The following is a 23,317-nucleotide window of genomic DNA, read 5'->3' as shown; positions in this document are numbered from 1 at the left end:
ATGAAACTCACTGAGATTGCACTGCGCCGGCCCGTCACCACGGTTGTGGTGTTCGTTGCGCTCGCGCTTACCGGCCTTATCGCATCGCGGCTTTTGCCACTGGAGAAATTTCCGGACATTGAGTTCCCCGGCATCTTTGTCCAGATTCCCTACGAAGGCTCCACACCAGAAGAAGTTGAACGCCTTATCACGCGCCCTGTAGAAGAAGCGCTTGCCACCTTGTCAGGTGTCAAAAGCATGTCGTCCCGTTCGAACGACAACATGGCGCAGATTTTTCTGGAGTTCGACTGGAATCAAAGTATGGGCGCGAAGGGCATCGAGGCCCGGGCGAAAGTGGACGGTGTCCGCCATCAACTGCCAAAAGACGTCCGTCGCGTATTTGTTTTTACGGGTTCGCTGGGGGATCAGCCGGTCCTGCAATTGCGTATATCCAGCGACCGTGACCTTTCCGACAGTTATGACATGCTGGATCGGATCCTTAAACGCCGGATTGAACGCGTGCCCGGCGTTTCCAAAGTCGAGTTACACGGGGTGGAACCCCGGGAAGTTCGCATCCTGCTGCAATCCGACAGGCTTGCCGCACACGGCATTGGCATAGACACGGTGCGCAATCTGCTGGAACGCAGCAACTTTGCGGTCAGTGCAGGAAGAATAACGGACGGCGGCGCGCGTTTCAGTGTGCGGCCGAAAGGTGAATTTGAGTCGACGGCGCAGATTTCCAACCTGGTCATCGACGGTGCCAATTTGCGGCTTGGCGATGTGGCTGAGGTCAGCTTGCGTAGCCCTGATCGCGAATACGGACGCCACCTCGACCGAAATTACGCGATCGGAGTGGCCGTCAGCAAAGCGACGGGCGAAAACATGGTTGAGGTCACGGACCGCATCATGGAAGAAGTACAGCGCATTGGCGAGCTGCCACAGATGCAGGGCATTAACATCTTTGACCTCGACAATCAGGGCGACAGTGTTCGCGAATCATTGTCCGACCTCTTGAGCGCAGGCCTGGTTGGCGCGTTGCTCGCCATTATCGTGCTGTACCTGTTTCTGCGACAGGTATCCACGACGCTCATTGTAACCGCTTCCGTGCCATTCTCTTTGATGATCACTTTGGGTGCGCTTTATTTTGCCGGCCTGACTCTCAACATTCTTTCGATGATGGGCTTGATGCTTGCCGTGGGCATGCTGGTCGACAATGCCGTTGTCGTCACCGAAAGTGTATTCCGGCATCGCGAGAAAAATCCGGATGACCCGATCGGCGCTACGCTGGCGGGCGTCCGCGAAGTTGGCCTTGCGGTCATCGCCGGCACAGCCACTACGGTTATCGTTTTCCTTCCCATCATGTTCGGTATCAAGACTGACATCGCCGTGTTTCTGACCCATGTGGCCGTCACGATTATTGTCGCCTTACTTGCATCACTGCTGATCGCGCAGACCCTGGTGCCAATGCTTGCGGCAAGAGTGAAAGTGCCACCGCAGGCTGCCGGCGGCCGAGCCATGAAACGCCTCGCAGAGATTTATGTAAGCGCCTTGAAGTGGATCCTCGGCAATCCATGGAAGACATTCCTCGGCATTGTTCTGACCTGTGTAATCGGCGTTCTCCCCATCATGCCGCCGCTCAACCTGGTCAAGTTCGATGCGTTTCCACAAGACAGCGGACGTCGGCTTTTCATGCCTTATTACATCGAAGGTCAACATCCTCTGGAACGGGTTGAAGCGAGCGTCAACCGAATCGAGGATTACCTCTTCGCGAACAAGGAGGCTTTCAATATTCGTTCGGTCTACAGCTACTACGACAAGGGCGAAGCATCTTCCACCTTGCTGCTTACCGAAGATGACGAGGCCACACTGGCGACCAGCGAAGTTGTCGCGCTGATCGAAAAGAACCTGCCAAAACTAGCGATCGGCAAGCCGAGTTTTGAATTTGACCAACAAGGCGGTGGTAGTGGCTTCAGCCTGCAGCTCTCCGGCGACTCCACGACCCGGCTAAACGAACTGGGCACCGATCTGTCGCGCATACTTGAACAGGTAGAGGGCCTCGAAGACGTACGCTCCGATGCCGATGCCGGCGAACGTGAAGTACAGGTCCACGTCGATCGGATTCGTGCAGCGAATGCGGGCCTGACCAGTAGTGACGTCGCGGGAGCCATTGCCATCGCCATGCGCGGCCTGAACTTGCGCGAGTTCCGCGATGCTAACGGTGAGATAGGTGTGCGTCTGGCATTCCGGGAAAGCGACAAACAGACCGTCGAACAGCTGACCGAACTGCCACTGTATACCTCACGCGGCGAGCGCGTGACGCTGGGCAGCGTTGCCAGCTTCCGACTCGGGCGCGCCCCTGAAACGATACGCCGTACCGACAGGCAAACCGCCGTTGTGCTCTCCGCCAACCTGGCCGAGGATTTTTCGCTCGAGAAAATAAAACCGGTCGTCGAAAATTTGATGGCGGAATTCAGCCTGCCACCCGGTTACAGCTGGAAATTCGGCCGCGGCTTCGAACGCAATGATGAGACCCAACAGATGATGGCAACGAACATTCTGCTCGGCATCGCCTGTATTTTTCTGGTCATGGCCGCATTGTTTGAGTCGCTGCTGTTTCCGTTTGCGATCATTCTGGGTTCGATAGTCTTTTCGGTACTCGGCGTCTTTCTGTTCTTTGCAGCGACCGGTACGACATTCTCGTTCATGGCATCCATCGGAATAATGATACTGATCGGAGTCGTTGTGAATAATGGCATCGTGCTTGTCGATCACATCAACAATCTGCGCACCGCAGGTCTGGAGCGCAACAGCGCAATCATAGAAGCCGGCCGTGATCGTTTGCGCCCTATCCTCATGACCGTCGCAACCACCATACTGGGATTGGCACCGCTGGCTGTGGGTACAACTCAGGTCGGCGGCGACGGCCCTCCGTACTTTCCGATGGCCCGCGCGATCATCGGTGGACTGGCCTTCTCAACGGGCGTGTCGCTGCTCGTTGTACCTGCGCTCTATGCGTATTTCGACTCGCTCTCCCAATGGTCTGCCAAGCTGATGCGGACGGTCAGGCAAGTACCGTCTGTCGCGAAGCGTTGAGGCGCCGCACCAGCAAAGACAGCAGCAACAGGCCGAGGAGTCCGAAGCCGTTGCCGCCACCATGCCCAACGACTACGACCTCATCAACGTTCCGTCGGTCGCGAAACCGGTCTTCCAGATCGAGGAACGACAGGGCCGACGAATCAACAGGTCCGTACTCTGCCAGGAATGTGCCGTCGATCGCGTCGTATAACTCGATCAGCAGGTCATAGCTGCCGGCCGGGTAGCCGCTTTCAAGCTCGGTGACGATGACATACTCGTCATCACTGTTTGCGCCGTACAACGTGAAGTCATCAGTCGCTGCATACTCATTCCAGGGACCGCCATCAAGACTTAGATAAACAACCGCATAGACATCTGCCACGTCAAAAAACGTATCGGCATCGAACAATAAGTCTATGCCATGAAAGTAACCGTCGTTGTCGAAATCGTTAAACAGAATAACGTCCGCGTCGTAAAACCAGAAGTCATCGCTTACGGCCTGCGAACGCGTCTCTGACGATGCATTACCGGGTTTCTGCGCCGTTGAGTTCTGACGGGGGCCCGTGGTTTGCAGCGCTGCAAACTCATGTCGCACCGTACCCGTAGCGACGCCATCACGACCACCGCGCACAATCTGACGGCTGGCAGTGACGCGGACCTCGTTGTTGTCCGCCGTTGATTCAGTTTGCGCGTATGCGGTTGTTGCGACTAATGGCAAAGCCAACAGCCCCCCTATACCCACAATGGACAGTATCTTTTGCAGTTTGTATTGAGTGGACATCACGATTACCTCTGTCGCACAATGAATGAGTCTGCAGCAATTAAAGCCCGCCAGGCATGAATCGACGCTGAACGGCCGCCAGCCCTCATTCGCTCGTAGCTGAACAAAGCCTGAATACCAAACAAGTGCGCGCTGCGGATACTGTGTCCCGCACCTGAATCGCACGCCATAGACGAAGCGAAAATTGATGGCCGGAAGCAGCCAAAGCAATGACGACATGGGCAAAGCCATAAGCTTTCTGCTGTTTGGTGTGGCGGGCGGTCTCGGTCTGGACCTTTGCGCCAAAGCCCTGCTGGTCGACTATTCACTGGTCCAATTTATTTTTCTACGCAGTACGTTCGGCCTGCTTATTCTGCTATCGGTGGCGCGCTGGTATGGCGGTTACGCGAATCTTCGCACCCGTAACTGGCACTGGCATCTGCTGCGCACGCTGCTGTCCTGCGGGGCCATGTTTGGTTTCTTTTACGGACTGTCGCGTATGCCGCTGGTCAACGCGCTGACAATTGCGTTCACCGCACCTTTGATGGTCACGGCAATGTCTGTTCCGTTTCTGGGTGAACAGGTCGGCTGGCGCCGCTGGCTGGCGGTGATCGTTGGCTTTGCGGGAGTGCTGCTGGTACTGCGGCCGGGATCCGGACTTATAACGCCTGCCTCGTTAGCCGTGTTGTTTGCAGCAGTCTGTTATGCCGGGCTTGCGATTACAGCGCGACGCATGGCCGGTGAGGAATCCAGCTTTGCGTTGTCGGTGTATGTCATGAGCGGGCCATTGCTCATGTCCGGCCTGTTGTTTGAGGAAAACTACACAACGCCGGATGCCAGTGGCTGGCTGTTGTTTGTGCTGGCGGGCGCCTGCTCGGCCTGCGCATGGATCGGCATTGTCGGAGGCTATCGCCGCGCACCGCCGGTCGTACTTGCACCGTTCGAATACACTGCGCTGATCGGCGCCGCTGTCGCCGGTTATTGGATATGGAACGAAGTCCCGGACAACTGGGTGATTGCCGGTGGGGCCGTCATCATCGGCAGCGGCCTGTATGTCGTTCACCGGGAAGTGGGCGGCGGCGCACCCGTCCGCTATTTGCGCGCCTTGACCGCCAGCGCAAGTGCGACGGTCATGCGCCGGGTGCGGCGCAATGAAGCCGCGGGTGACTAACGTCACCCGTATATGATTGCAGCCTACAAAGCAGCAAGATCAGCTTCGGCGGCAATGACGCCAAACGCTGACCAGCCTTCATTCGCGGCGAGTTGCTCAAGCATGGCAATCGCCCGGGACGTTTCCCCGGTGTAATAAAGCCAGTTTGCGATACCGTAACCCACGGCGGAACCGCCCGGCGTATCCGCGTTTTCGCCCATGATATCGGCGTAAGACAGTTCGCCTTTGTAGAACAGGCACAACTGGTGATAACTGTCGTTCTCGATGATCGTCATATCAGCGGTGATCGGTGCCAGTATCGCGTGCGCCTCGGCATCACGCCCCATGCGTCGCAGGATCATGTAACGCCAGTGCATGGTCGAAACCTTGTTGTCGTCATTGTCACCGACTTCGTAGGCCGTATTGTAGGCACGTAATGCGTTGTCCCAATCGTGCTGCAGGTAATAGGCGAGCCCAAGGTGGTACCAGATGTTGCCGTGCAGAGTACTGATCGGGGTGTTCAACGCATTCGGCAAACCATCAGGCTCGATCTCATTGGGTTGTCCCTCAATCAGTTCGACAGCGCGTTCAAAATCCTTGATGGCGTGATCAAATTTGCGAATGGAAATATAGCGGTGCCCGCGATGACGGTACATACGCGCATCCTGCGGGTGTTTCGCAATTCCCTCGCCAAAAACCTCTATTGCCCGGTGGTAGTCGCCCGTGTAAGCGATCCGTCGCCCGTACCAGATAATGTTATCCGCATCGTCCGGGTCGCGGTCGTAGTCTGCCTGAGCCTCTGCGAGTTTCTCGAGTGCCGCGGCCGATGGTGGTGCCGAGTACATCGGCTGCCCCAATAGCGATACGGCTTGCGGCCTGGTCGCTACGTCCGCGATGCCCACCTCCGCAACAAGCAAGCCGATACATGCGTAAACCCAAACTGCCAACGCGGCTTTCATCATTACCTCTCCAACATGTCGGTAACCGATTCGATTCTTTCTGCCATCCTGAGCAGCACAGCGGCAGCGATCTCTATTTGCGGTGCAACCGCATCGTACTGCCGCTGCTCAATGGCTTCACGTACTCCGGGAATCGTTTTGACGCCGTAGCCTGTGTAAAAGCCCGGTGCGTAAATATGGTGCTTGTACCAGGGTCGTCCGGTAAGACCCTGATCCCGGGTCAGCAGCCGCTCACTGGTGTAGAGCAGCTCATTGATCGTACGCGATGATCGGCCGTCGTCTGCCAATGCGGCATCGTAAGCCTGCGCGGCTGTTTGCAAGCGGTCCAGCGCATTTCGCAATGGCGCGAACGAAAAGTACGGGACCAATGGCTTAAACGTGGGCGGCCCAAGTGGCCCGACCGGATCCAGTGCCAGCGTGTACAGGCCGTCCTTGATTTGTTGATTCTGGGTGGCGGTCTCCTTGCGCATTTGGTCGGCAAGACTTTCCAGCTCGTCGATGTACATCGCGACGTTGTCGGTGAAACCTACAAATTCAAACGGCAACAACGGTGCATTTGCAAGCCGCAGCGTTGCGCGACCAGCTACTTTTGACAGTGCGGCACCGTAGTGCAGATCCGGATCACGCCAGGTCGTGTAGTGTTCGAAAGTGTCGTACAACGTATGGTAACTGCCACTCGCTCCCTCGCCGCCAAAACCAAAATTCACGGAGGCGATGCCGAGGTGCTGCAGGAACGGCGTATAGTCTGAGCCAGAGCCCATTGGGTACAGCCGCAGATTATCGCGATTCGCCTCTGCTCGTGCCTGGCCGCTGCTGGCAGCCGTAGTCATCGCGGCTTTACGACGCTCCTTCAGACTGACCCCGGTTTGCGGATCAACCACATCGTCCACGACCCCATTCAGAAAACGCTCAAGGGTGTGACTGCCGCCGACGCTTACGAAACCGCGACTGTTGCCGTCAGTGTTCAAGTAAGCGACTGCGTTCTTCTTCAGCTCTTCGGCATGGTCCTCGGCCCATTCCGTCGAACCAATCAGGCCCGGCTCCTCCGCATCCCACGCGGCGTAAATAATCGTACGCGCAGGCCTTTGTCCGGCTTTTGCCAACTCGCCAATGGCTTTGGCCTCGGAGAGCATCGCCACAACACCTGACACCGGGTCCGCTGCACCGTGGTTCCAGCCATCATGATGATTGCCACGAATGACCCACTGTTCGGGAAACTCACTGCCCTCCAGCCGCGCAATCACGTTGTAGGCCGTGACGGTGTCCCAGTTGAACTCGAGCTTCATGCGCACGCGCGCCGGACCCGGCCCGAGGTGGTAAGTGATGGGTAAACCGCCGCGCCATTCTTCGGGAACAACAGCACCGTCCATTGCCGCCAGCAACGGCAATGCGTCGCGTTCGGAAATCGGCAGCACAGGAATCCTGGTGATCGTAGGCGCCTTGTTTCGGTCCAGGCGTTTGGCATCAGGAGTCGCACCGATGCCCGGCGTCAGCACGTCGCCCGGGTAGGTCGGCATGTCCATGACCGAGCCCCGTTGCACGGCACTCTCGTGCTTGTACGGACCTTTGGGGTAAACATCACCTGCAGCGTAACCGTCGTCACCGGGATCTGAGTAAATGATGGTCGCGATAGCACCCTTCTCGCCGGCCAGTTTAGGCTTGATCCCCCGCCAGGATTTACCGTACTTGGCAATGGCAATCTTGCCTTCCACGCTTACCCCGTAACGCTCGAGCAACTCGTAGTCCTCGGGAATACCGTAGTTGACGAACACCAGCTCGCCTTCAACTTCACCGTCAATGGAGAACGCGTTGTAAGGAGGCAGCAGCTCGTCGCGTATGGACGTACTCGGATCTTCGGACAGACTGTCTTCTTCGAGGCCCGCGGTATACCGCTCTGGTGAAATCAGCTCCAATTCGCGGGTCTTGGGTGTTGGCAACAGTATGCTGTACTCGGCGATCTCGACAGAGTAACCCCACGATTTCAGCAACGCGGCAATGTAGTCAGCATTCTCTTTACCCGCTACTGAGCCCACGTGGTGCGGCTTGGCAGACAAGCGTCGCAGCCATTCCGTCTGTTCTTCCGCACTAATGTATTGATCAAACCGCGACTCCAATGCGCGTTGCGCTTCGCTGCCAGACTGATCGAAGCCCAGCAGTTCGTCTGCGACGGACAACGGCACAGTGCCGGCCATCATCAGTGCCAAAAAAACAAAACGCATACCAACACTCCTGTGAAACTTCATTTATGACCTGTTATTAATCAGTAAAACTGTCTGGCAGGTCAGGCATTGTCGCTGTGATCAAGAATTTAAGGGACAAGCAGACACGACTGCAACAGTTACCGGTCAGAGCAGTTCAGCGCTGTCGCTTACCAAAGCACGAAACTGTCGCAAGGTATCCTTAACTGCCGCCCGGTGCTGAGGCCCGATTCGTATCAGCAGTTTCTGACCGCTCGACAACGATTCCAGTTCGTCGCTGGCAAACTCGTACAGAACGTGCGGCCGCACCAGCAGAATCGGTTCACTCACCTCTGGCGTCGCCAGCAAGTGATCAATAACTTCAACCAGCCGGTCATTGAAATACCCATCGGGGTACCCGAGCCCGACGTATGCCTTTTGAAATAGCGGGTAGTAACGTCGGTAGAGATCCACCACCTCCGGCAGGTTGGCCGCGGTGACCTGATTGACCAGCGCGTCATAACGGGCGTAGTTGTCATCGAGTAACTGGTATTCGCCCGTACCATCCTGACCAGCGACCTCCAGCTGACCAGGCAATGCCGGCATGGGTCGAATTCGCTCCGCCAGTCGCGACCCGGGCAAACCGTCGATGGTCGCCACCAGGCGCTCGATCAGCGCGGAACTGACCAATCCATCAGCGACTGCCTGACCGAACAACGTCGACAATTCGAGTTTGAAGTACTGATCACTATCACTCAGCGCAGGCAATGGCATCAGCTCGCGCTCAATATCGGCTTCACTGGTCGGCTCAGGAAGTGGGTATCGCGGCCCCGCAGGAGCCTCATCCGCTGCCGGTGCCGTGTCGCTGACCGGTACCTCAGCCGGCGGCGGCGGTGCTGGCTGCCAAAAATACCAACCGGCCAAAACAGCCACCACGGCCGTGACGATCAGTATTAACGCCCAGGGAGTGTCGCGTTCCGGCTGCATAGTGATTTACCCATATGACCAAGCCCCATCTTAGCGCCTCGCAACCGCGCTGACCCTGCTTTTTCAAGCATTGCCACAGCAAATCGGTCCGCCGGCCGGTTTGCTGGCGGCTGTTCGCGCAACTATGATGCTTGCCTCTGTACCTGCCTCATTGGTAACCGAAAGGCGTTGTTATGCATAAGCATGTTTTGCCCGTTCTGCTGGCCGTTGGACTTGCCGCCTGCAGTCCCGAGACTGCATCTGAAGCGGACACACCACCCCCGCAACAAGACCTGAACGCCGTTGCAAAGGACTACCTGGTACTTGAGTTGAGCATGGTTCCTCACGATGCCAACCATGTGGACGCCTACTTCGGGCCGGAAGACCTCCGGTTAAGAGCGGAGCAGCTGCAGCTCGATCTGAACGCCATTGGAGAGCAAGCGGAGACCATGCAGGAAATGCTGTCAACATGGCCGCACGACCCGGATGACGCATTACTCGGCGTCCGAATCAAGGGCCTGCAAGGTCGCTTGAACGCCCTGTTGACGCGAGTGGCCATGAACCAGGGCGAAACGTTTAGCTTTGATGAAGAATCCCGACGCTTGTTCAATGCCACCGCGCCGGACCATGACGCCGGCTATTTCGCCGACATCATTGAGCGGATAGATGCCTTGTTACCCGGGGACGGTACAACCTCCGACAGGGTCAACGAGTTCTCGGATCGTTTTGAAATCCCGAAAGACAAATTGGCCAGCGTATTCGACGCTGCGATTCAGGAATGCCGTCGCCGCACGCGAGAGAATATCCGGCTGACTGAAAATGAGACTTTCACGACCGAGTTCGTCACCGACAAGCCCTGGTCCGGCTACAACTGGTACCAGGGCAATTCGATCAGTCTCATACAGGTCAACACCGACTTGCCCATCAAGATTGATCGCGCTATCGATCTCGGTTGTCACGAAGGTTACCCGGGCCACCACACGCTAAATTTGCTGATGGAAAAAAACCTGGTCGCCGACAAAGGCTGGCTGGAATATTCGCTGTACCCGTTGTTCAGTCCCAGCTCTTTGATCGCTGAGGGTAGCGGCAACTATGGAATTCGGCTCGCGTTTCCAGGTGACGAACGAATACAGTTTGAGAAAGAAGTGTTGTTCCCGTTGGCGGGCCTCAGCACCGACGACGCGGAGCGCTACTATGAGCTGCTCGATTTAATGAGCAAGCTAAGCTATGCCGGCAATGAAGCGGCTCGTGATTACCTGGATGGGAAAATTGACACGCAACAGGCTGTCGATTGGCTGGTGCAATACTCTCTGTCGTCACCCGAGCGGGCGCGGCAACGCGTTGCGTTTTTCGATACCTATCGCAGTTACGTCATCAACTACAATCTGGGCCAGGACATGGTTGCCGATTACATTGAACGAGGCTCGCCGAATCACGCGGAACGCTGGCGGCGATTCGCCGAAATGTTGTCATCACCCATGTTGCCGGAGGACCTCCGCGACCAGGCACCGTAGCGTCGCGCTATCCGGCGCTGAGTTTGTGGCGGCGCTTGCTGGTCAGTGGCACCGGTACCGGCTTGCGCGAAGGCGCGGCTAGCGGCTTGCCTACGTAGTGCCCTTGCGCATAGTCGATTCCTAGTTCACCCAGCAACGAAAACGACGCAGCATTCTGCACGTACTCAGCCACCGTCTTCATGCCCGCTTCGTTGCCGATCTCGCCGATCAGGCGCACCATTTTCTGATCGACTGCATTCTTGGCCAGATTGCGTATGAATGAACCGTCGATCTTGATGTAGTCAACGGACAGTTGCTGTAGATGGCCGAGCGAGCTGTAGCCTTTACCAAAATCATCAAGAGCAACTGCGCAACCCATCTCACGCAGCGACGAAATCTGCTTTTCAACATGAGTGAGGTGGCGAACCGCGAGGTTCTCCGTTATTTCAAACAGTACTTTTCGTGGATCGACTTTGTGCAGGTCGAGCTGTCCCTGTACGTACGTTGCAAGGTTCTCAGTTTCAAAGGCATTGGCCGAGAGATTGATTGCCAGTTTCAGCTCGGCATCGTCTTCCTGCATGGTCGAGAGCACGGCGATCACGTTGCGAATCATCCATGCATCGATTTCCGCCATCAACCCGAAGCGTACCGCCGCCGGCAGAAAAACATCGGGCCCTATGAGCTGACCATTCTCGGCCTGCATACGTAACAACACTTCATGGTGCGCAATCTCGCCGCTGTCCACATGCGCTATTGGCTGATAGCGAAGCAAGAACGAATCATTGTCGATAGCTTCCCGCAAACGTCGCATCCAGCCGACGTCCGCTGCCATCTGCTCCGCTTCATGACGGGAAACCTTGTAAAACTCGAGTCGGTTGCGGCCACGCAGCTTGGCTTCGCGACAAGCGATATCAGCCCGCGCGATCAGATCATCGTGACCACCACCACCGCTGCGAATCATGGTCGCACCGATACTGCAGTGCACATGGAAGGTAGTGTTGTCTTCGATGTGGACCAACTGACGCATCTCTTCGAGAATGCGCTCACCGACGGCTATGGCTTCGCGCTTTCTCACCCCATACAACAGAACGGCGAATTCGTCGCCGCCGAATCGCGCAACAACCCCGGCGTCGCCGACAGATGCGCTGAGCTGCTCGGCAACTTTGATAATCAACCGATCGCCAGCCGGATGTCCGCAAGTGTCATTGATGTATTTGAATTGATCCAGATCGATGAACAGCAATGCGCCTTTGCTTCGCGAACGCGTCGTGTCGTCGAGTGTTTGCTCAAGCTTTTCCACGAAACGACGGCGATTGATCAATCCCGTTAGCGCGTCGTGATTAGCGAGCTTTAGCAACCGAGCATCTCGTTCGCCCAGTTCTTTCGCAGTAATTTTCAGCGCCTCAACAATTTCTGAAATCTCGCGATGTGCAGCCGGCTTGAAGCGAACCGCGAGGTTGCCTTTTGCGAGCTCTGATATTGGATAGTGAAGATCAGAAATCGAACGCAATGCGCGGCGCAAGGAGAGCCGACCAATAATGCCCGATAGCACGAGCAGAACCAGCAAAGCCAGCGTCGCCAGCTTGATATTGCCAACGAGGTTGTCGTGAAACTCAGTGAAGTCGAGCTGCAGCCCGACAAAGCCGACCAGCTCCATCGGATTATCGTCCTGCACATCGAGCGGATCGAAATCGAACAGACCATCATCCGCAATGGATTCCGTCCAGATAGGTGCATAAATATCGAAGGAACGCACATTGAGCAAGGTGCTTTCCATCAGGTACGGCTGCGCAGTCCCCGCCAGACCCGAAACCCGCGCCAGCTGCTCCTCTGACATCGAGAAATCGTTATCAACGTAACCGGCCTCTTTGTGTGCAAGGCTCGTTATCGCGGATCCATCGAGGCGGAAATACGTTACTTTCTCGATTTCGGGATACCGGTCGATGTAGCTTTCGAGCCGTAGCGCGACGGTTTCATCGCCTGGCAAATACAACGGCGCGCCCAGCTCATGGAGCTCTTCTGTCCATTGCAATGCCCAGCGACTGTAATTCTTTTGCAAGACCCACTGGCCGCCAAAATACAAACCAGCAATAGCCAGCGCCCCAATAACGGCGGTTATCAGAATTTGCAGTGAGAGTATTTCATTGATCAGAACACGCTTGCCGGCAACACGATTTAATGCGGCTGTTTGATCCAGCGGGAGATTGCGATACCGCAGTGACCACAGCCAGCGGATCATCGCGTTGACCCCGCATTTGTGCCGGTGGACATTTTTACCCTGCCCTGCAATTGCGGGTTTGTCCGAATCCGAATCCCTTCGAGTGGCGTGAACGCCTGAACGTTGCCGACGCCATTGCGCTGTATTGCCTGAAGGATCGATAGCAATGTTGCCGCGATATCTTCTTCACGCGTTGTCGCACTGAGTGCTGCGCCAAGCTCCATCAACGAGTCATTGAAGACGGCCACCTGAATTCCGCGGCGATTGGCGTGCTCGAACATTTCGCGAAGAACGGCGGCACTGAGGACACGGTTATCCGGGAACAACCAGAAGCCATCGATAACCGGGGCCATGCGTGTGAACAGGTACAACGTCTCGCGGTCAGATGCGGCGATCTTGTATTCGAAATCGACGCCATGTTCCGCAGCTGCACTGACTGCCTCCGCTAACAGGCGCTCGTGGCCACTACCTACAATGGCCCCGACAGAGTTCATGTCTGGTGCGATTTCTCGCCATGCCGAGAGCTGGGCCGACAATGGCGGAATCGCGGCAACTCCTCGGATTTGTTCGCCCAGTAGTCCATTGTCGGTGTCGTTGAAGACCTGCGTAAACACGACCGGGATTTCGGCATAGTCGCGCGCATAGATCGCCGCACGCAGGCCGATCGCAACGATCGCGCCAGCAGCAGAACTGTGGATTGCTGCAAATGCGTCGCGCGGCGACAAACTGCGATCGGTCAGGTCATACACTTCCGCATCATCAATCAGGCTGGCCAACGCATCGCCGACAGCGGTATACGCTCGGGCCCGGCTGCTCAGCACGATCGCGATTTTGACCATCTCCGGCTCGGGCTCCGGCTCCGGCTCCGGCTCCGGCGATGGTGCTGGACGTGGTGCCGGTAACGGCGCTGGAACAGGTGGTTCGGGGTCGGGCTCCGGCTGCGGCGCGGGTGTCGGCGCCGGTACCGGCTCAACATCGGGTGGCTCAACGGACGACGGCAGAAGTCCACAGCCCGACAAAGTCAGCGCAAGAAGTACTGTTAAAAAACGAAATCGCAACGCCACGGAATCCTTCCGGTATATCGAGCCCTGGAGCAATGACGCGATCATCAGCGTCTAAAACGTTTGGCAATAAATCCAAGCCATTCAGGATAGCCCTCAGAACCGTTCACACAACGACCTAAGTCTCAGTTACCGGGCTGAAAAACCACTGTGTTTTCAATGGCTATCCGCCTGCGCCCATATGTGGCAAATCAGGCCGGAATGGCCCGATTGCTCATAACCAGAACCGCCTGCGCGTGGGGAGCAGCAAAACCGGTTGCAACCCGTCAATGGCTACGTTGCAGATAGCTGCCCCAACGGACACTTGCCGGCGCGAAACGGGACCGCAATGCCTGGCGACGCCACCTCGTAAAGCCAGCAAACTCAGCAACGGCGGGGCCTCCGGGACTATTTGCGCTGTGCAGATCGAAAATTGCGGAATGTGGTCACGCAGAGATGATCGCCAATTTGCTAGAATGCCCGGCTGATTTGAACAAAATAGTGGAATTTTGAGGAGTCCGTATGGCCCAGCCCGCGCACGTTGTCGATACCGAATTTCACCTGAACCACCTGCAGGAAATGCGCGCCGCTGGCGGCAGCGCATTGACGAGCGGGCTGGATGACGACGCCATCCGGCGATTCCTTGCCGACGATGACGCGCTCGCTGCAGCCATAGACCGCGCTTACGCAGTATTTCAGGACCTGCAGGATGCCGAGCCGGAGTTACTCGCGCTCGACGAGGCTGCACAAATGAAACTGGTACAGGATGGCATCATAAATTTTTACGCTGCCGATGCCGTAAATCCCTACATTGCGGTAGCTGCACAGGGACCGTGGATAATTTCGCTCAAAGGCGCTGTTGTTTACGATTGCGGCGGCTATGGAATGCTCGGTTTGGGACACGTTCCTGAATCAGTCCTCGACACGATGAATCAGCCGCACGTAATGGCGAACATCATGACGCCGAGCGTCAGCCAGATGTATTTCATTCGTCACCTGCGAGCGGAAGTTGGCCACACCCGCAAGAACGGCACACCGTACGATCGTTTTCTGTGCCTGAACAGCGGCTCAGAATCCGTGTCGGTTGCGTCCCGACTTGCAGACATCAATGCCAAAGAGATGACCGACCCTGGCGCACGCCACGAGGGCCGCGAAATTCGTGGACTGACCTTACGTGGCAGCTTTCACGGCCGTACTGACAGACCGGCGCGATTTTCGCATTCCACGCTGAAGGCGTATCGCAAACACCTGGCATCGTTTCAGCACGACAGTGAATACCTGCTCACGGTCGAACCAAACAATATCGATGAACTCGAAAAAGTGTTTGCCGCTGCGGAAGCGGACAAAGTCTTCATAGAAGCCTTTTTCATGGAACCGGTAATGGGCGAAGGCAATCCCGGCCAGGCAATTACTCCAGAGTTTTACATGCGTGCCCGCGAGCTCACGGAAGCTCACGGCGCAATGTTCATGGTCGACTCCATTCAGGCTGGCTTGCGTGCGCACGGTGTACTCTCGATCGTTGACTACCCCGGCTTCAGCGACCTCCCGCCGCCAGACATGGAAACCTATTCCAAGGCACTGAATGCCGGCCAGTTCCCATTGTCAGTACTGGCAATGGCCGGACGTGCTGCAACGATGTACCGCCAGGGTGTTTACGGCAATACGATGACCAGCAACCCGCGCGCGCTCGATGTTGCCGTCACCGTGTTGGAACACATCACACCCGAAGTGCGTGAGAACATTCGCGCACGCGGCAAACAAATGCTGGCCGGTTTCGCCAAGCTCAAAGACGAATTGGGTGATGCCATCAGCAAGGTCCAGGGCACTGGTTTGCTGCTAAGTTGCGAGTTACACCCACGGTACAAATGTTACGGCGTAAACAGTACGGAAGAGTATCTGCGGCGCAATGGCCTGGGTGTGATTCACGGCGGCACGAACTCGCTGCGTTACACGCCCTCGTTCCTCATCAGCGAGGCGGAGGTTGATCTGGTCGTTGCATTGACCCGGGATGCCTTACTCAACGGTCCCGTCACCGCCTGACAGCATGCGGACTGAACGCCCTGAAACGCCGGCTCGCCGGCGTTTTTTTTGACCTGCCACACGCTGACAGGTGACGGCCAATGGCCTGGACAGCAACGCTCAATCGCTTTCAGATGAATTGGTTTTCCTCTTATTTCCCCTGCGGTATGCTGCGTGGACGCTTTGTCTCTGGTATTCGATAAGCCAGTCAAGCAGCCGTTTCATGTTGTGTATGGAGACTACCGACATTTTTCGGAGCGGGTGCTTACCCCGGGGAAAAATTTATGAACGAACGACGTACGCTGTCACGGTGTGCCAGACTTCTGGCCGTAGCTGCAGCATGCTCGCTTGCACCTCTCAGCTTTGCTGCAGACGCGCCGGGCACAGAAAACGGCGAATGGCACTATCTGGGCGGCGACTCTGCCCACACTCGCTACTCACCAGCCAACGAGATCAATGCTGATAATTTCGATGAACTCGAAGAGGCCTGGATTTGGGACGGCGCCAGCTTTAATGCTGCCAGCGGTCGCTCAACACCCAGCTACATCGACGGGATGTTGTACACAGTTGCGGGTCCGCGCCGGCACGTCGTTGCCATCGATCCGAAGACCGGCGAAACCATATGGTCGTACCGCGAGCCCAATACCCGACGCTATGAATATTCAATGCGCAAGGATTACGGCAAGGGCGTTGCCTACGGCAAAGTTAATGGCAAAGGCGTTATTTATATTTCTTCGCCTGCGTTTTTCCTCACCGCACTGGACGCAAAGACTGGTGAACCCCTGAAAGGATTCGGCAAGCCTGTGCCGATCGAGGGTTTCCCGAAAACCGGCGTTGTCGACATGGTCGCCGATCTGGGACACAAGTACACACCGTACGACGGCATCCCGATGGACACGGGTTACATCACCGCCTCTGCGCCGCCGATTGTTGTCAACGGTGTGGTTGTAGTCGGCAACTCACATGAGCAGGGCTATAACCAGTCGCGCATTGAGAACATCCCCGGTGACATCCTTGGCTACGACGCGAAGACCGGCAAGTTACTCTGGAAGTTCAACGTGCTCCCGGGCCCGGGTGAGTTTGGCCATGAGACATGGGAAAACGACGCCTGGAAATGGACGGGAGACATTTCGTCCTGGGCTCCTTTGTCGGCCGACCAGGAACGCGGCATCGTCTATGTACCAACGAACGGCGCCACGCTCGATTTCTACGGTGGCTTCCGCCCTGGCAACAACCTGTTTTCGACGAGCCTGATTGCGCTCGACGTCAAGACGGGCAAACGGAAGTGGCACTACCAGTTGGTGCACCACGATATCTGGAACTATGACACGCCGACGGCACCTGTTCTGCTGGACGTCAAGATGGATGGCAAGACAGTGCCCATCGTTGCCCAGGTTACGAAGCAGTCGTTCACCTATACGTTCAATCGGGAAACGGGCGAACCCATCTGGCCGATCGAAGAGCGGCCCGTACCAGCGTCCAAGATCCCTGGCGAGAAACTTTCCAAGACGCAACCGTTTCCCACCAAGCCGGCACCGTACGACATTCAGGGCCTGACCGAAGACGACCTCATCGACTTCACCCCCGAGCTTCGTGCGGAGATGATCGAAATCCTGAAGGATTACGACACCGGGCCTCTGTTTCAGCCGCCACTGCATCGCGACAATGACGAAGGCTACAAAGCCGCATTGTGGTGTCCCGGTGACATTGGTGGCGTAAACATCGATGGTCCGGCAGCTGCCGATCCAACGACGGGCATTCTGTATGTCACCTCCCGCAAGCACTGCACGACGCGCATCATCGCGCCCGGCGCAGAGCGTGATGCTATCCTCGAAGAACCGACCGGAACTACCATTGCCGACTACGCTGTACTCAGTGGCTTCGGTGTGCGCGGCCCGGACGGCCTGAACATGTTCAAGCCGCCGTACAGCCGCATCACCGCCATCGACATGAACACCGGCGAACACCTTTGGTACATCCCGGTTGGCGAGACTCCGGACATCGTCCTCAACCATCCGGCGCTCAAGGACATGGACATCCCCAATACGGGTACTGGCCGCGCGGCACCAATGACGGTTACCAGCGAGCTACTCATCTATGCCGGCGACGGCAGTGACGGCACGCCTTACCTGTACGCCATCGATAAGAAAACCGGCGAACAACTGGGCAAAGTCGAAGTACCGGAACGCAGCTCCTACGGCATGATGACCTACGTTCACGAAGGCAAGCAGTACATTATGTTGCAAACGGGTCCACGCCTGACGGCAATTGCGCTCGCTGACTACTAGGTCGGCAGTGCCCGAAAACAAAGGCTCCGGGGTGCTGCCCCGGGGCCTTTGTATGTTGAACACTGAGCGGTTTTACCGGTCATAAGCTTTTTGGGGTACGCTCGCCGGCAACGGCAGTCCAAACCTCGTATCAGGAAAAAACATGTTGTCAGCCTTACGTTACGCTTTGTTATTAACCCTTTCGGTAACCTCGCTCGCCATAGCCGACGAGACCACAATCGCGGATGGCGTATACACCGACGCACAAGCCGAGACTGGCGCTGCGCTCTACGAGCAGCACTGCCTGATTTGCCATGACAAGAAATATTTTCGGCCTGTTCTGAAACGCTGGGAAGGGCAGCCGCTGGGCATGATGTACCTGATAATGAGTTCATCCATGCCGGAAAGTAACCCGGCATCGCTACGCCAGGAGGAGTACGTCGACATACTCGCCTATGTACTGTCTCTGAGCCGTTACCCGTCCGGCGACACCGCACTCGACTACAAGGATGGCGCACTGGACAAGATCACGGTCGTTCCGCGCAAACGCTAGTCGTTGTTGCCCGCCACAATCTGCTAACGCCCGCATTTCATCCTGCGTAGCAAAACGCAAACCTGCTTTTTCTGCCAGCCCAGCTTTGCGTTTCAGCAACAGCGTAACACCTGAAACTGGCATCCCCCCCGCCTGCCCGGCGCTGCAACAAGCAGATTTTTTGCCCCCACCCGCCGCAAAGCCTATGCTGTAACCGAGCATCAGAACACGGGCCAGCCCCGTAGTTCGAACTGAATAGATTCAGGTTCTGACCACATTAGACGGAGAGCAAGCAACAACTACCCACGCAGCATTCAATGAAGGGGGATCATCGAATGGCAGCACAAGCCGAGCTCAATCGACGTGCGTTCCTGAAGAACGTAAGCCTGACCGCACTTGCCGCCGCTTCAGGCGGCACGGCATCGACCGCTTACGCCGCACCTGGCACCTCACGAACCCGCAAGCAAGAGTACGACTTTGACGAGCCCTATAATCGCATAGGCTCCGATTGCTACAAGTGGGACAAACAACTTGAGCTGTTCGACAACAAACGCATCGTTGCTGCCATGGGCATTGCCGACATGGATTTTCGTACCGCACCCATAATCACTAAAGCGTTGCTCGAGCGCATGCAGCATGAGAACTGGGGCTACGCGCACGTACCACCGTCGTTCAAACAATCGATGATTGACTGGAACAAGCGGCGTTACGGAGTGGAGATCGAGCCCGACCTGCTACTGACAGCTACCGGCGTAAACCCGGCACTGCAAAGCGGTTTGCGTGCATTCGCGCCGCCAGGCAGCAAGGTCATTCTGCAAGCTCCAACCTACAGCTCATTCTATTCGACAATTGAGAAAGCAGGTTGCATTGCAGAAGAGAGCCCATTGAAACTCAGCAATGGCCACTATGAGATGGACTTCGAAGACCTGGAACGTCGCATCGACCATGACACCAATGTCCTGATACTTTGCAACCCGCAAAACCCGACGGGCAACTGCTGGAGTCGCGATGACCTGATGACTCTCGGAGAAATTTGCGAACGCCGCCGGGTAGTGGTCTTTGCAGATGAAATACATTGCGACTTCGTTACTCGCGGAAACCAGTACACACCGTTTGAAACACTCGACAACGAATCCATTGTGCGCAACAGCATTACCTTCAAGTCGACCAGTAAATCCTTCAATCTCGCAGCGACGAAGTGCGCGTACCTGTTCTCACGAAATGCAGACTATATAGAACGCATCAAACGGACCGGACACAATCAAACGGTCAATACGCTCGGTATCATCGCCTCCGAAGTTGCGTACAACGAAGGGGAAGAATGGCTCGATCAGGTGGTCGCCTACATTGACGACAATATGGACTACGCAACGACTTATATTGAGGAACACGTTCCCCATGTCAGCTTCAGGAAGCCGCAAGGTACGTATCTCGCGTGGCTGGACGTCAGCGACCTGAGTAACAGGATCGATGCTGAGAAGCTCGCTGCTGATGCCAACCGGAACCGCGAATCATCGATGCCCGTCCTGCAAGCTGAACACATGGTAGAGCGGTTCCTGGTTGAGAACGCTGGCGTACAGGTCAATGACGGCTTTCGTTACGGCTATGGCGGTGGCGGACATATGCGCATGAACCTCGCAACCTCACGGAAGCTGCTGGAAATCGCGCTGCAGAACATTCGCAAGGCCACCAGCAGCGTTTGAAAGGCCGCATAACAATAGCGGATGCAGCACAAGCGTCCGCTATTGCTATTGATTGACCAATGTCGCTATCGCAAGGGCTGTGGCCGCCTGCACGGGATCGATAACCGCGACTCCCAGTGCCTGCTCGGCTGCCAGCCGGTGCGCAGCCATGCCGGCACACCCCAGTATCAGCACATTCGCACCGTCGACAGCGATAAGCTTGCGGCCATTCCCGATAATGCGTTCAAGCGTTTCAGGGCCATTCACAGCGTCATCGACACTCAAATCCAATGGGCGTTCGCCAGCCAACAAATGCCGCACGCCCAGCTGCTGCAAATAGACAAGATGCCTTTCTATCGACCGCTGTGAAAGGGCCAGTACACCAAACCTTCCGCCTTGCGCAATGGCGGTAGCGACGGCGCTTTGCTGCATTCCGAATACTGGCCTGGCAACGGTGCGACGACAAACATCAAGCGCCGGATCCGAATAGCAGGCGATTACGAACGCAGCGCAATCGTTACGACGCGCCATCTCCTTCTGTAACAGCGGCCCGACAGCGCGGATATCGGCGTCACTCTCGATACCGAACGGCCCCTCGCTGAGAGTGCTGCACTCTACCCTGACATCGGCCAGCGTTTGCCAACCTTGCAGCGCCGACTCAAGGCCAGCCGTTACACTTTCATTGGAGTTGGGGTTTATGACCAGCACGGTTTGCATGCACAACGCTCGCTTTACAAGTCCAGAACAACGCCGAAGTTCATGGCTGGGTTCAGCTCCGGCGCAACCCGACCCGGCATGCCTGTGCAATCGACGGTCCGCCGCGGTACGAACTCGCCATTGCCACGCGTTACTTTAAGTTCATCGTTCTCGACAATGACAGTGCCGCGACCGATAACCGTTGACGGCCAACCGCGTAACGACATTCCTTCGTAAGGTGTGTAGTTCATGTTGTCATGCAGATCAGAGGCTCGCACAACACGCGTAAGCTCGGGGTCCCATATGGCAATGTCGGCGTCCTTGCCTTCAGTAACGGACCCTTTGCGGTGATCCATACCGTATATTTTCGAGACGTTGCCCGCCGCCAGTGCCGCAAAGTGATTCAATGTAATGCGCCCTTTCATGACACCCTCCGAAAACAACAACGGCAGCCGCATCTCTATACCTGGCAGACCGTTGGCGATCTTAGTAAACGGCGGTGTTGGGCCAGCATTCAGCTTGCCGGTGTCATCAAGCCGGTAGGGGGCATGGTCTGATGAATAAACCTGAAACGTACCGTTCTGCAGGCAACGCCAGACTTCTTCTTGCGATGCGCGATCACGCAGTGGCGGACTGCAACACAGTTGCGCACCTTCCATACCCGGCATGTCCATCTGTTCCGCATTCAAGAACATGTACTGCGGACAGGTCTCGCCGAACACCTTGTGGCCATCATAACGAGCCCTGGCAATGATACGTGCGCCTGCTTCCGTCGAAACGTGCACGATGAGAATCGGTGTATCGAGAAACCCCGCCAAAGTGACCGCACGATTGATTGCCTCTGATTCAGCGGAACGCGGATGACTTAGGGCGTGATGTTTGGGCGCGTCGTAGCCGCCATCGACCAGGCGATGACTCATCCACTTGATCATCGCGTTATTCTCGGCGTGAATCATGGTCAGAGCGCCGTGACGCTTTGCGACTGCAAGGATATCCAGCATCTGCTCGTCATCAACGATCAGCTTGTCGTAGGTCATATAGACTTTGAACGAACTGATTCCGGCTTCAATAGCTTCTGGCAATTCCCGATGTAACACGTCATCAGTTGGATCGGAAATGATCAGATGAAAGGAATAATCGATCACCGATTTCGGTGCGGCACGATCATGGTAGGTCGCCAGCACATCGGCGAGTTTTTGCCCGCGATGCTGGGCCGCGAATGGCACAAGACAGGTATTGCCACCGAACGCTGCTGACACGCTTCCCGAATAGTAGTCATCGGCCGTCATGATGCCGGAGGATGACTCTTGCTCAATATGACAGTGCGCCTCGATACCGCCGGGCAGGACGTATTTGCCACTGGCGTCGATCGTGCGCGTGGCGTCACCGAGTTCTTTGCCAAGAGAAACGATGACTCCGTCGCGAATACCAATGTCCGCACGAAACGTTTCGTCGGAATTCACCACGGTCCCGCCGGCGATCTTCAGGTCGAGCTTGCTCATAGGCTGTCCTTCAGGTGCTGCGAATCAGTCCGCCATCGCAGCGTACAATGCTGCCGGTCACATAGCTGGCCGGGGCGCTTACGAGAAAAGCAGCAACCGCTGCGAATTCCTGAACGGTGCCGTAGCGGCCTGCAGGTATGGTGGCTCGGGAAGCCGTTCGCACGTCATCAATCGACTTTTCCTGCCGCTCGGCGGCCGCCGCATCTAGCTGGTCCACCCGGTCGGTGTGAATGCGGCCCGGCGCAAGAATGTTGACCGTTATTCCATCGGCGGCCAACTCGTTCGATAGCGACTTGTTCCAGCCAACGAGTGCGGCGCGCACTGTGTTCGACATAGCGAGATTGGGAATCGGCTGTAAAATGCCGGACGATGCGACGGTGAGAATTCGTCCCCAGCCGGCTTTACGCATATCGTCGGCGCAAAGATTCGCTACTTCGATCAAACGCAAGACCATTACATCGAATTGGGCGCGCCAGTCCGCAGCAGCGGGTTTCGAAACCGGCCCGGGCGGTGGGCCACCGGAATTGTTCACAAGTATGTCGATGCCGCCGAGTATGTCTTTTGCGGCCGCGTACAAGCGCGTGGCCGAGTCCTTGTCAGCCAGATTGATTACGACACATTGTGCCTGTCCTTTATCCTTCGCATTGATAGCGTCGGCGGCGCTTCTGAGTTTATCGGCCGAACGTCCGCACAACACGACGTTCGCCCCTTCATTGCACAATTCGCTGGCGATGCCGAGGCCAAGGCCCTGACTGGACGCGAGTACCAGCGCGCGTTTACCGTTGAGTCCGAGATCCATGAC

Annotated in this window: 16 protein-coding genes; 7 read left to right on the top strand and 9 right to left on the bottom strand. The window is 56.5% G+C overall.

Features of this window, described 5'->3' with window-relative positions:
• Nucleotides 1–3,072, top strand: a complete 3,072-nt coding sequence (locus tag AC0L8N_RS11650; protein ID WP_473667835.1) for an efflux RND transporter permease subunit — start codon at nucleotides 1–3, stop codon at nucleotides 3,070–3,072.
• Here AC0L8N_RS11650 and AC0L8N_RS11645 read toward each other — a convergent pair.
• Nucleotides 3,041–3,835, bottom strand: a complete 795-nt coding sequence (locus AC0L8N_RS11645) for a choice-of-anchor H family protein (RefSeq protein WP_473667834.1) — start codon at nucleotides 3,833–3,835, stop codon at nucleotides 3,041–3,043. The genes AC0L8N_RS11650 and AC0L8N_RS11645 overlap by 32 nt on opposite strands.
• Nucleotides 3,836–4,022: 187 nt before the next feature.
• On the opposite strand from AC0L8N_RS11645, the gene AC0L8N_RS11640 reads away from it, so the two are divergent.
• Nucleotides 4,023–4,985, top strand: a complete 963-nt coding sequence (locus tag AC0L8N_RS11640) for a DMT family transporter (RefSeq protein WP_473667832.1) — start codon at nucleotides 4,023–4,025, stop codon at nucleotides 4,983–4,985.
• A 23-nt stretch (nucleotides 4,986–5,008) separates the two neighbouring features.
• Here AC0L8N_RS11640 and AC0L8N_RS11635 read toward each other — a convergent pair whose 3' ends face one another.
• The 3 genes from AC0L8N_RS11635 to AC0L8N_RS11625 form a co-directional block, all read right to left on the bottom strand.
• The gene (locus AC0L8N_RS11635; protein WP_473667831.1) at nucleotides 5,009–5,923 is read right to left on the bottom strand and encodes a tetratricopeptide repeat protein; all 915 of its coding nucleotides are present in this window, start codon (nucleotides 5,921–5,923) and stop codon (nucleotides 5,009–5,011) included.
• A gap of 2 nt (nucleotides 5,924–5,925) precedes the next feature.
• Entirely contained in the window at nucleotides 5,926–8,142 is a 2,217-nt protein-coding gene (locus AC0L8N_RS11630; protein WP_473667829.1) for a transferrin receptor-like dimerization domain-containing protein, read from the bottom strand.
• Nucleotides 8,143–8,268: 126 nt separating this feature from the next.
• Entirely contained in the window at nucleotides 8,269–9,087 is an 819-nt protein-coding gene (locus tag AC0L8N_RS11625) for a DUF3014 domain-containing protein (RefSeq protein WP_473667827.1), read from the bottom strand.
• A gap of 173 nt (nucleotides 9,088–9,260) precedes the next feature.
• On the opposite strand from AC0L8N_RS11625, the gene AC0L8N_RS11620 reads away from it, so the two are divergent.
• Complete coding sequence (locus AC0L8N_RS11620) at nucleotides 9,261–10,580, top strand: hypothetical protein (protein WP_473667826.1); 1,320 nt, start codon at nucleotides 9,261–9,263, stop codon at nucleotides 10,578–10,580.
• Nucleotides 10,581–10,587: 7 nt separating this feature from the next.
• Here AC0L8N_RS11620 and AC0L8N_RS11615 read toward each other — a convergent pair whose 3' ends face one another.
• Both AC0L8N_RS11615 and AC0L8N_RS11610 read right to left on the bottom strand, forming a co-directional pair.
• Nucleotides 10,588–12,798 (bottom strand): putative bifunctional diguanylate cyclase/phosphodiesterase, encoded by a 2,211-nt coding sequence (locus AC0L8N_RS11615; RefSeq protein WP_473667825.1) that lies wholly within the window; start codon nucleotides 12,796–12,798, stop codon nucleotides 10,588–10,590.
• Nucleotides 12,795–13,841, bottom strand: coding sequence for a hypothetical protein (locus AC0L8N_RS11610; RefSeq protein WP_473667824.1), 1,047 nt, complete (start codon nucleotides 13,839–13,841; stop codon nucleotides 12,795–12,797). Before AC0L8N_RS11610 ends, AC0L8N_RS11615 begins: the two co-directional genes overlap by 4 nt.
• Nucleotides 13,842–14,339: 498 nt before the next feature.
• Between AC0L8N_RS11610 and AC0L8N_RS11605 the strand changes: the two genes are divergently transcribed.
• From AC0L8N_RS11605 to AC0L8N_RS11590, 4 genes are all read left to right on the top strand, one after another.
• Nucleotides 14,340–15,857, top strand: coding sequence for an aminotransferase class III-fold pyridoxal phosphate-dependent enzyme (locus tag AC0L8N_RS11605; RefSeq protein WP_473667823.1), 1,518 nt, complete (start codon nucleotides 14,340–14,342; stop codon nucleotides 15,855–15,857).
• Nucleotides 15,858–16,120: 263 nt separating this feature from the next.
• Nucleotides 16,121–18,124 (top strand): outer membrane protein assembly factor BamB family protein, encoded by a 2,004-nt coding sequence (locus AC0L8N_RS11600; RefSeq protein ID WP_473667821.1) that lies wholly within the window; start codon nucleotides 16,121–16,123, stop codon nucleotides 18,122–18,124.
• A gap of 142 nt (nucleotides 18,125–18,266) precedes the next feature.
• Entirely contained in the window at nucleotides 18,267–18,656 is a 390-nt protein-coding gene (locus tag AC0L8N_RS11595; protein WP_473667820.1) for a c-type cytochrome, read from the top strand.
• 314 nt (nucleotides 18,657–18,970) lie between these two features.
• Complete coding sequence (locus AC0L8N_RS11590; RefSeq protein WP_473667818.1) at nucleotides 18,971–20,338, top strand: MalY/PatB family protein; 1,368 nt, start codon at nucleotides 18,971–18,973, stop codon at nucleotides 20,336–20,338.
• A 45-nt stretch (nucleotides 20,339–20,383) separates the two neighbouring features.
• Here the strand turns inward: AC0L8N_RS11590 and AC0L8N_RS11585 are convergent, their stop codons facing one another.
• From AC0L8N_RS11585 to AC0L8N_RS11575, 3 genes are read right to left on the bottom strand one after another with little or no spacing between them, the layout of a single operon-like run.
• Nucleotides 20,384–21,034 carry an aspartate/glutamate racemase family protein gene (locus AC0L8N_RS11585; RefSeq protein ID WP_473667817.1) on the bottom strand — a complete coding sequence of 217 codons (651 nt, stop codon included), beginning with the start codon at nucleotides 21,032–21,034 and terminating at the stop codon, nucleotides 20,384–20,386.
• Between the two features lie 14 nt (nucleotides 21,035–21,048).
• On the bottom strand, nucleotides 21,049–22,515 hold the full coding sequence (gene hydA, locus AC0L8N_RS11580) for a dihydropyrimidinase (RefSeq protein WP_473667815.1): 1,467 nt from the start codon (nucleotides 22,513–22,515) through the stop codon (nucleotides 21,049–21,051).
• Nucleotides 22,516–22,525: 10 nt separating this feature from the next.
• A complete protein-coding gene (locus AC0L8N_RS11575) occupies nucleotides 22,526–23,314 on the bottom strand; it encodes an SDR family oxidoreductase (RefSeq protein ID WP_473667814.1) in 789 nt (262 codons plus the stop codon).
• Nucleotides 23,315–23,317 lie beyond the last annotated feature (3 nt).

The organism is Woeseia sp. D3-10, assembly GCF_055809415.1.
Note: the sequence above shows the minus strand (reverse complement) of the source record. Positions and strands in the feature narration are given on the sequence as shown.

Coding starts and splice junctions, on each gene's coding strand:
- AC0L8N_RS11650 (WP_473667835.1), top strand. CDS start 1: ATGAAACTCACTGAGATTGCACTGCGCCGGCCCGTCACCACGGTTGTG.
- AC0L8N_RS11645 (WP_473667834.1), bottom strand. CDS start 3,835: ATGTCCACTCAATACAAACTGCAAAAGATACTGTCCATTGTGGGTATA.
- AC0L8N_RS11640 (WP_473667832.1), top strand. CDS start 4,023: ATGGCCGGAAGCAGCCAAAGCAATGACGACATGGGCAAAGCCATAAGC.
- AC0L8N_RS11635 (WP_473667831.1), bottom strand. CDS start 5,923: ATGAAAGCCGCGTTGGCAGTTTGGGTTTACGCATGTATCGGCTTGCTT.
- AC0L8N_RS11630 (WP_473667829.1), bottom strand. CDS start 8,142: ATGCGTTTTGTTTTTTTGGCACTGATGATGGCCGGCACTGTGCCGTTG.
- AC0L8N_RS11625 (WP_473667827.1), bottom strand. CDS start 9,087: ATGCAGCCGGAACGCGACACTCCCTGGGCGTTAATACTGATCGTCACG.
- AC0L8N_RS11620 (WP_473667826.1), top strand. CDS start 9,261: ATGCATAAGCATGTTTTGCCCGTTCTGCTGGCCGTTGGACTTGCCGCC.
- AC0L8N_RS11615 (WP_473667825.1), bottom strand. CDS start 12,798: ATGATCCGCTGGCTGTGGTCACTGCGGTATCGCAATCTCCCGCTGGAT.
- AC0L8N_RS11605 (WP_473667823.1), top strand. CDS start 14,340: ATGGCCCAGCCCGCGCACGTTGTCGATACCGAATTTCACCTGAACCAC.
- AC0L8N_RS11600 (WP_473667821.1), top strand. CDS start 16,121: ATGAACGAACGACGTACGCTGTCACGGTGTGCCAGACTTCTGGCCGTA.
- AC0L8N_RS11595 (WP_473667820.1), top strand. CDS start 18,267: ATGTTGTCAGCCTTACGTTACGCTTTGTTATTAACCCTTTCGGTAACC.
- AC0L8N_RS11590 (WP_473667818.1), top strand. CDS start 18,971: ATGGCAGCACAAGCCGAGCTCAATCGACGTGCGTTCCTGAAGAACGTA.
- AC0L8N_RS11585 (WP_473667817.1), bottom strand. CDS start 21,034: ATGCAAACCGTGCTGGTCATAAACCCCAACTCCAATGAAAGTGTAACG.
- hydA (WP_473667815.1), bottom strand. CDS start 22,515: ATGAGCAAGCTCGACCTGAAGATCGCCGGCGGGACCGTGGTGAATTCC.
- AC0L8N_RS11575 (WP_473667814.1), bottom strand. CDS start 23,314: ATGGATCTCGGACTCAACGGTAAACGCGCGCTGGTACTCGCGTCCAGT.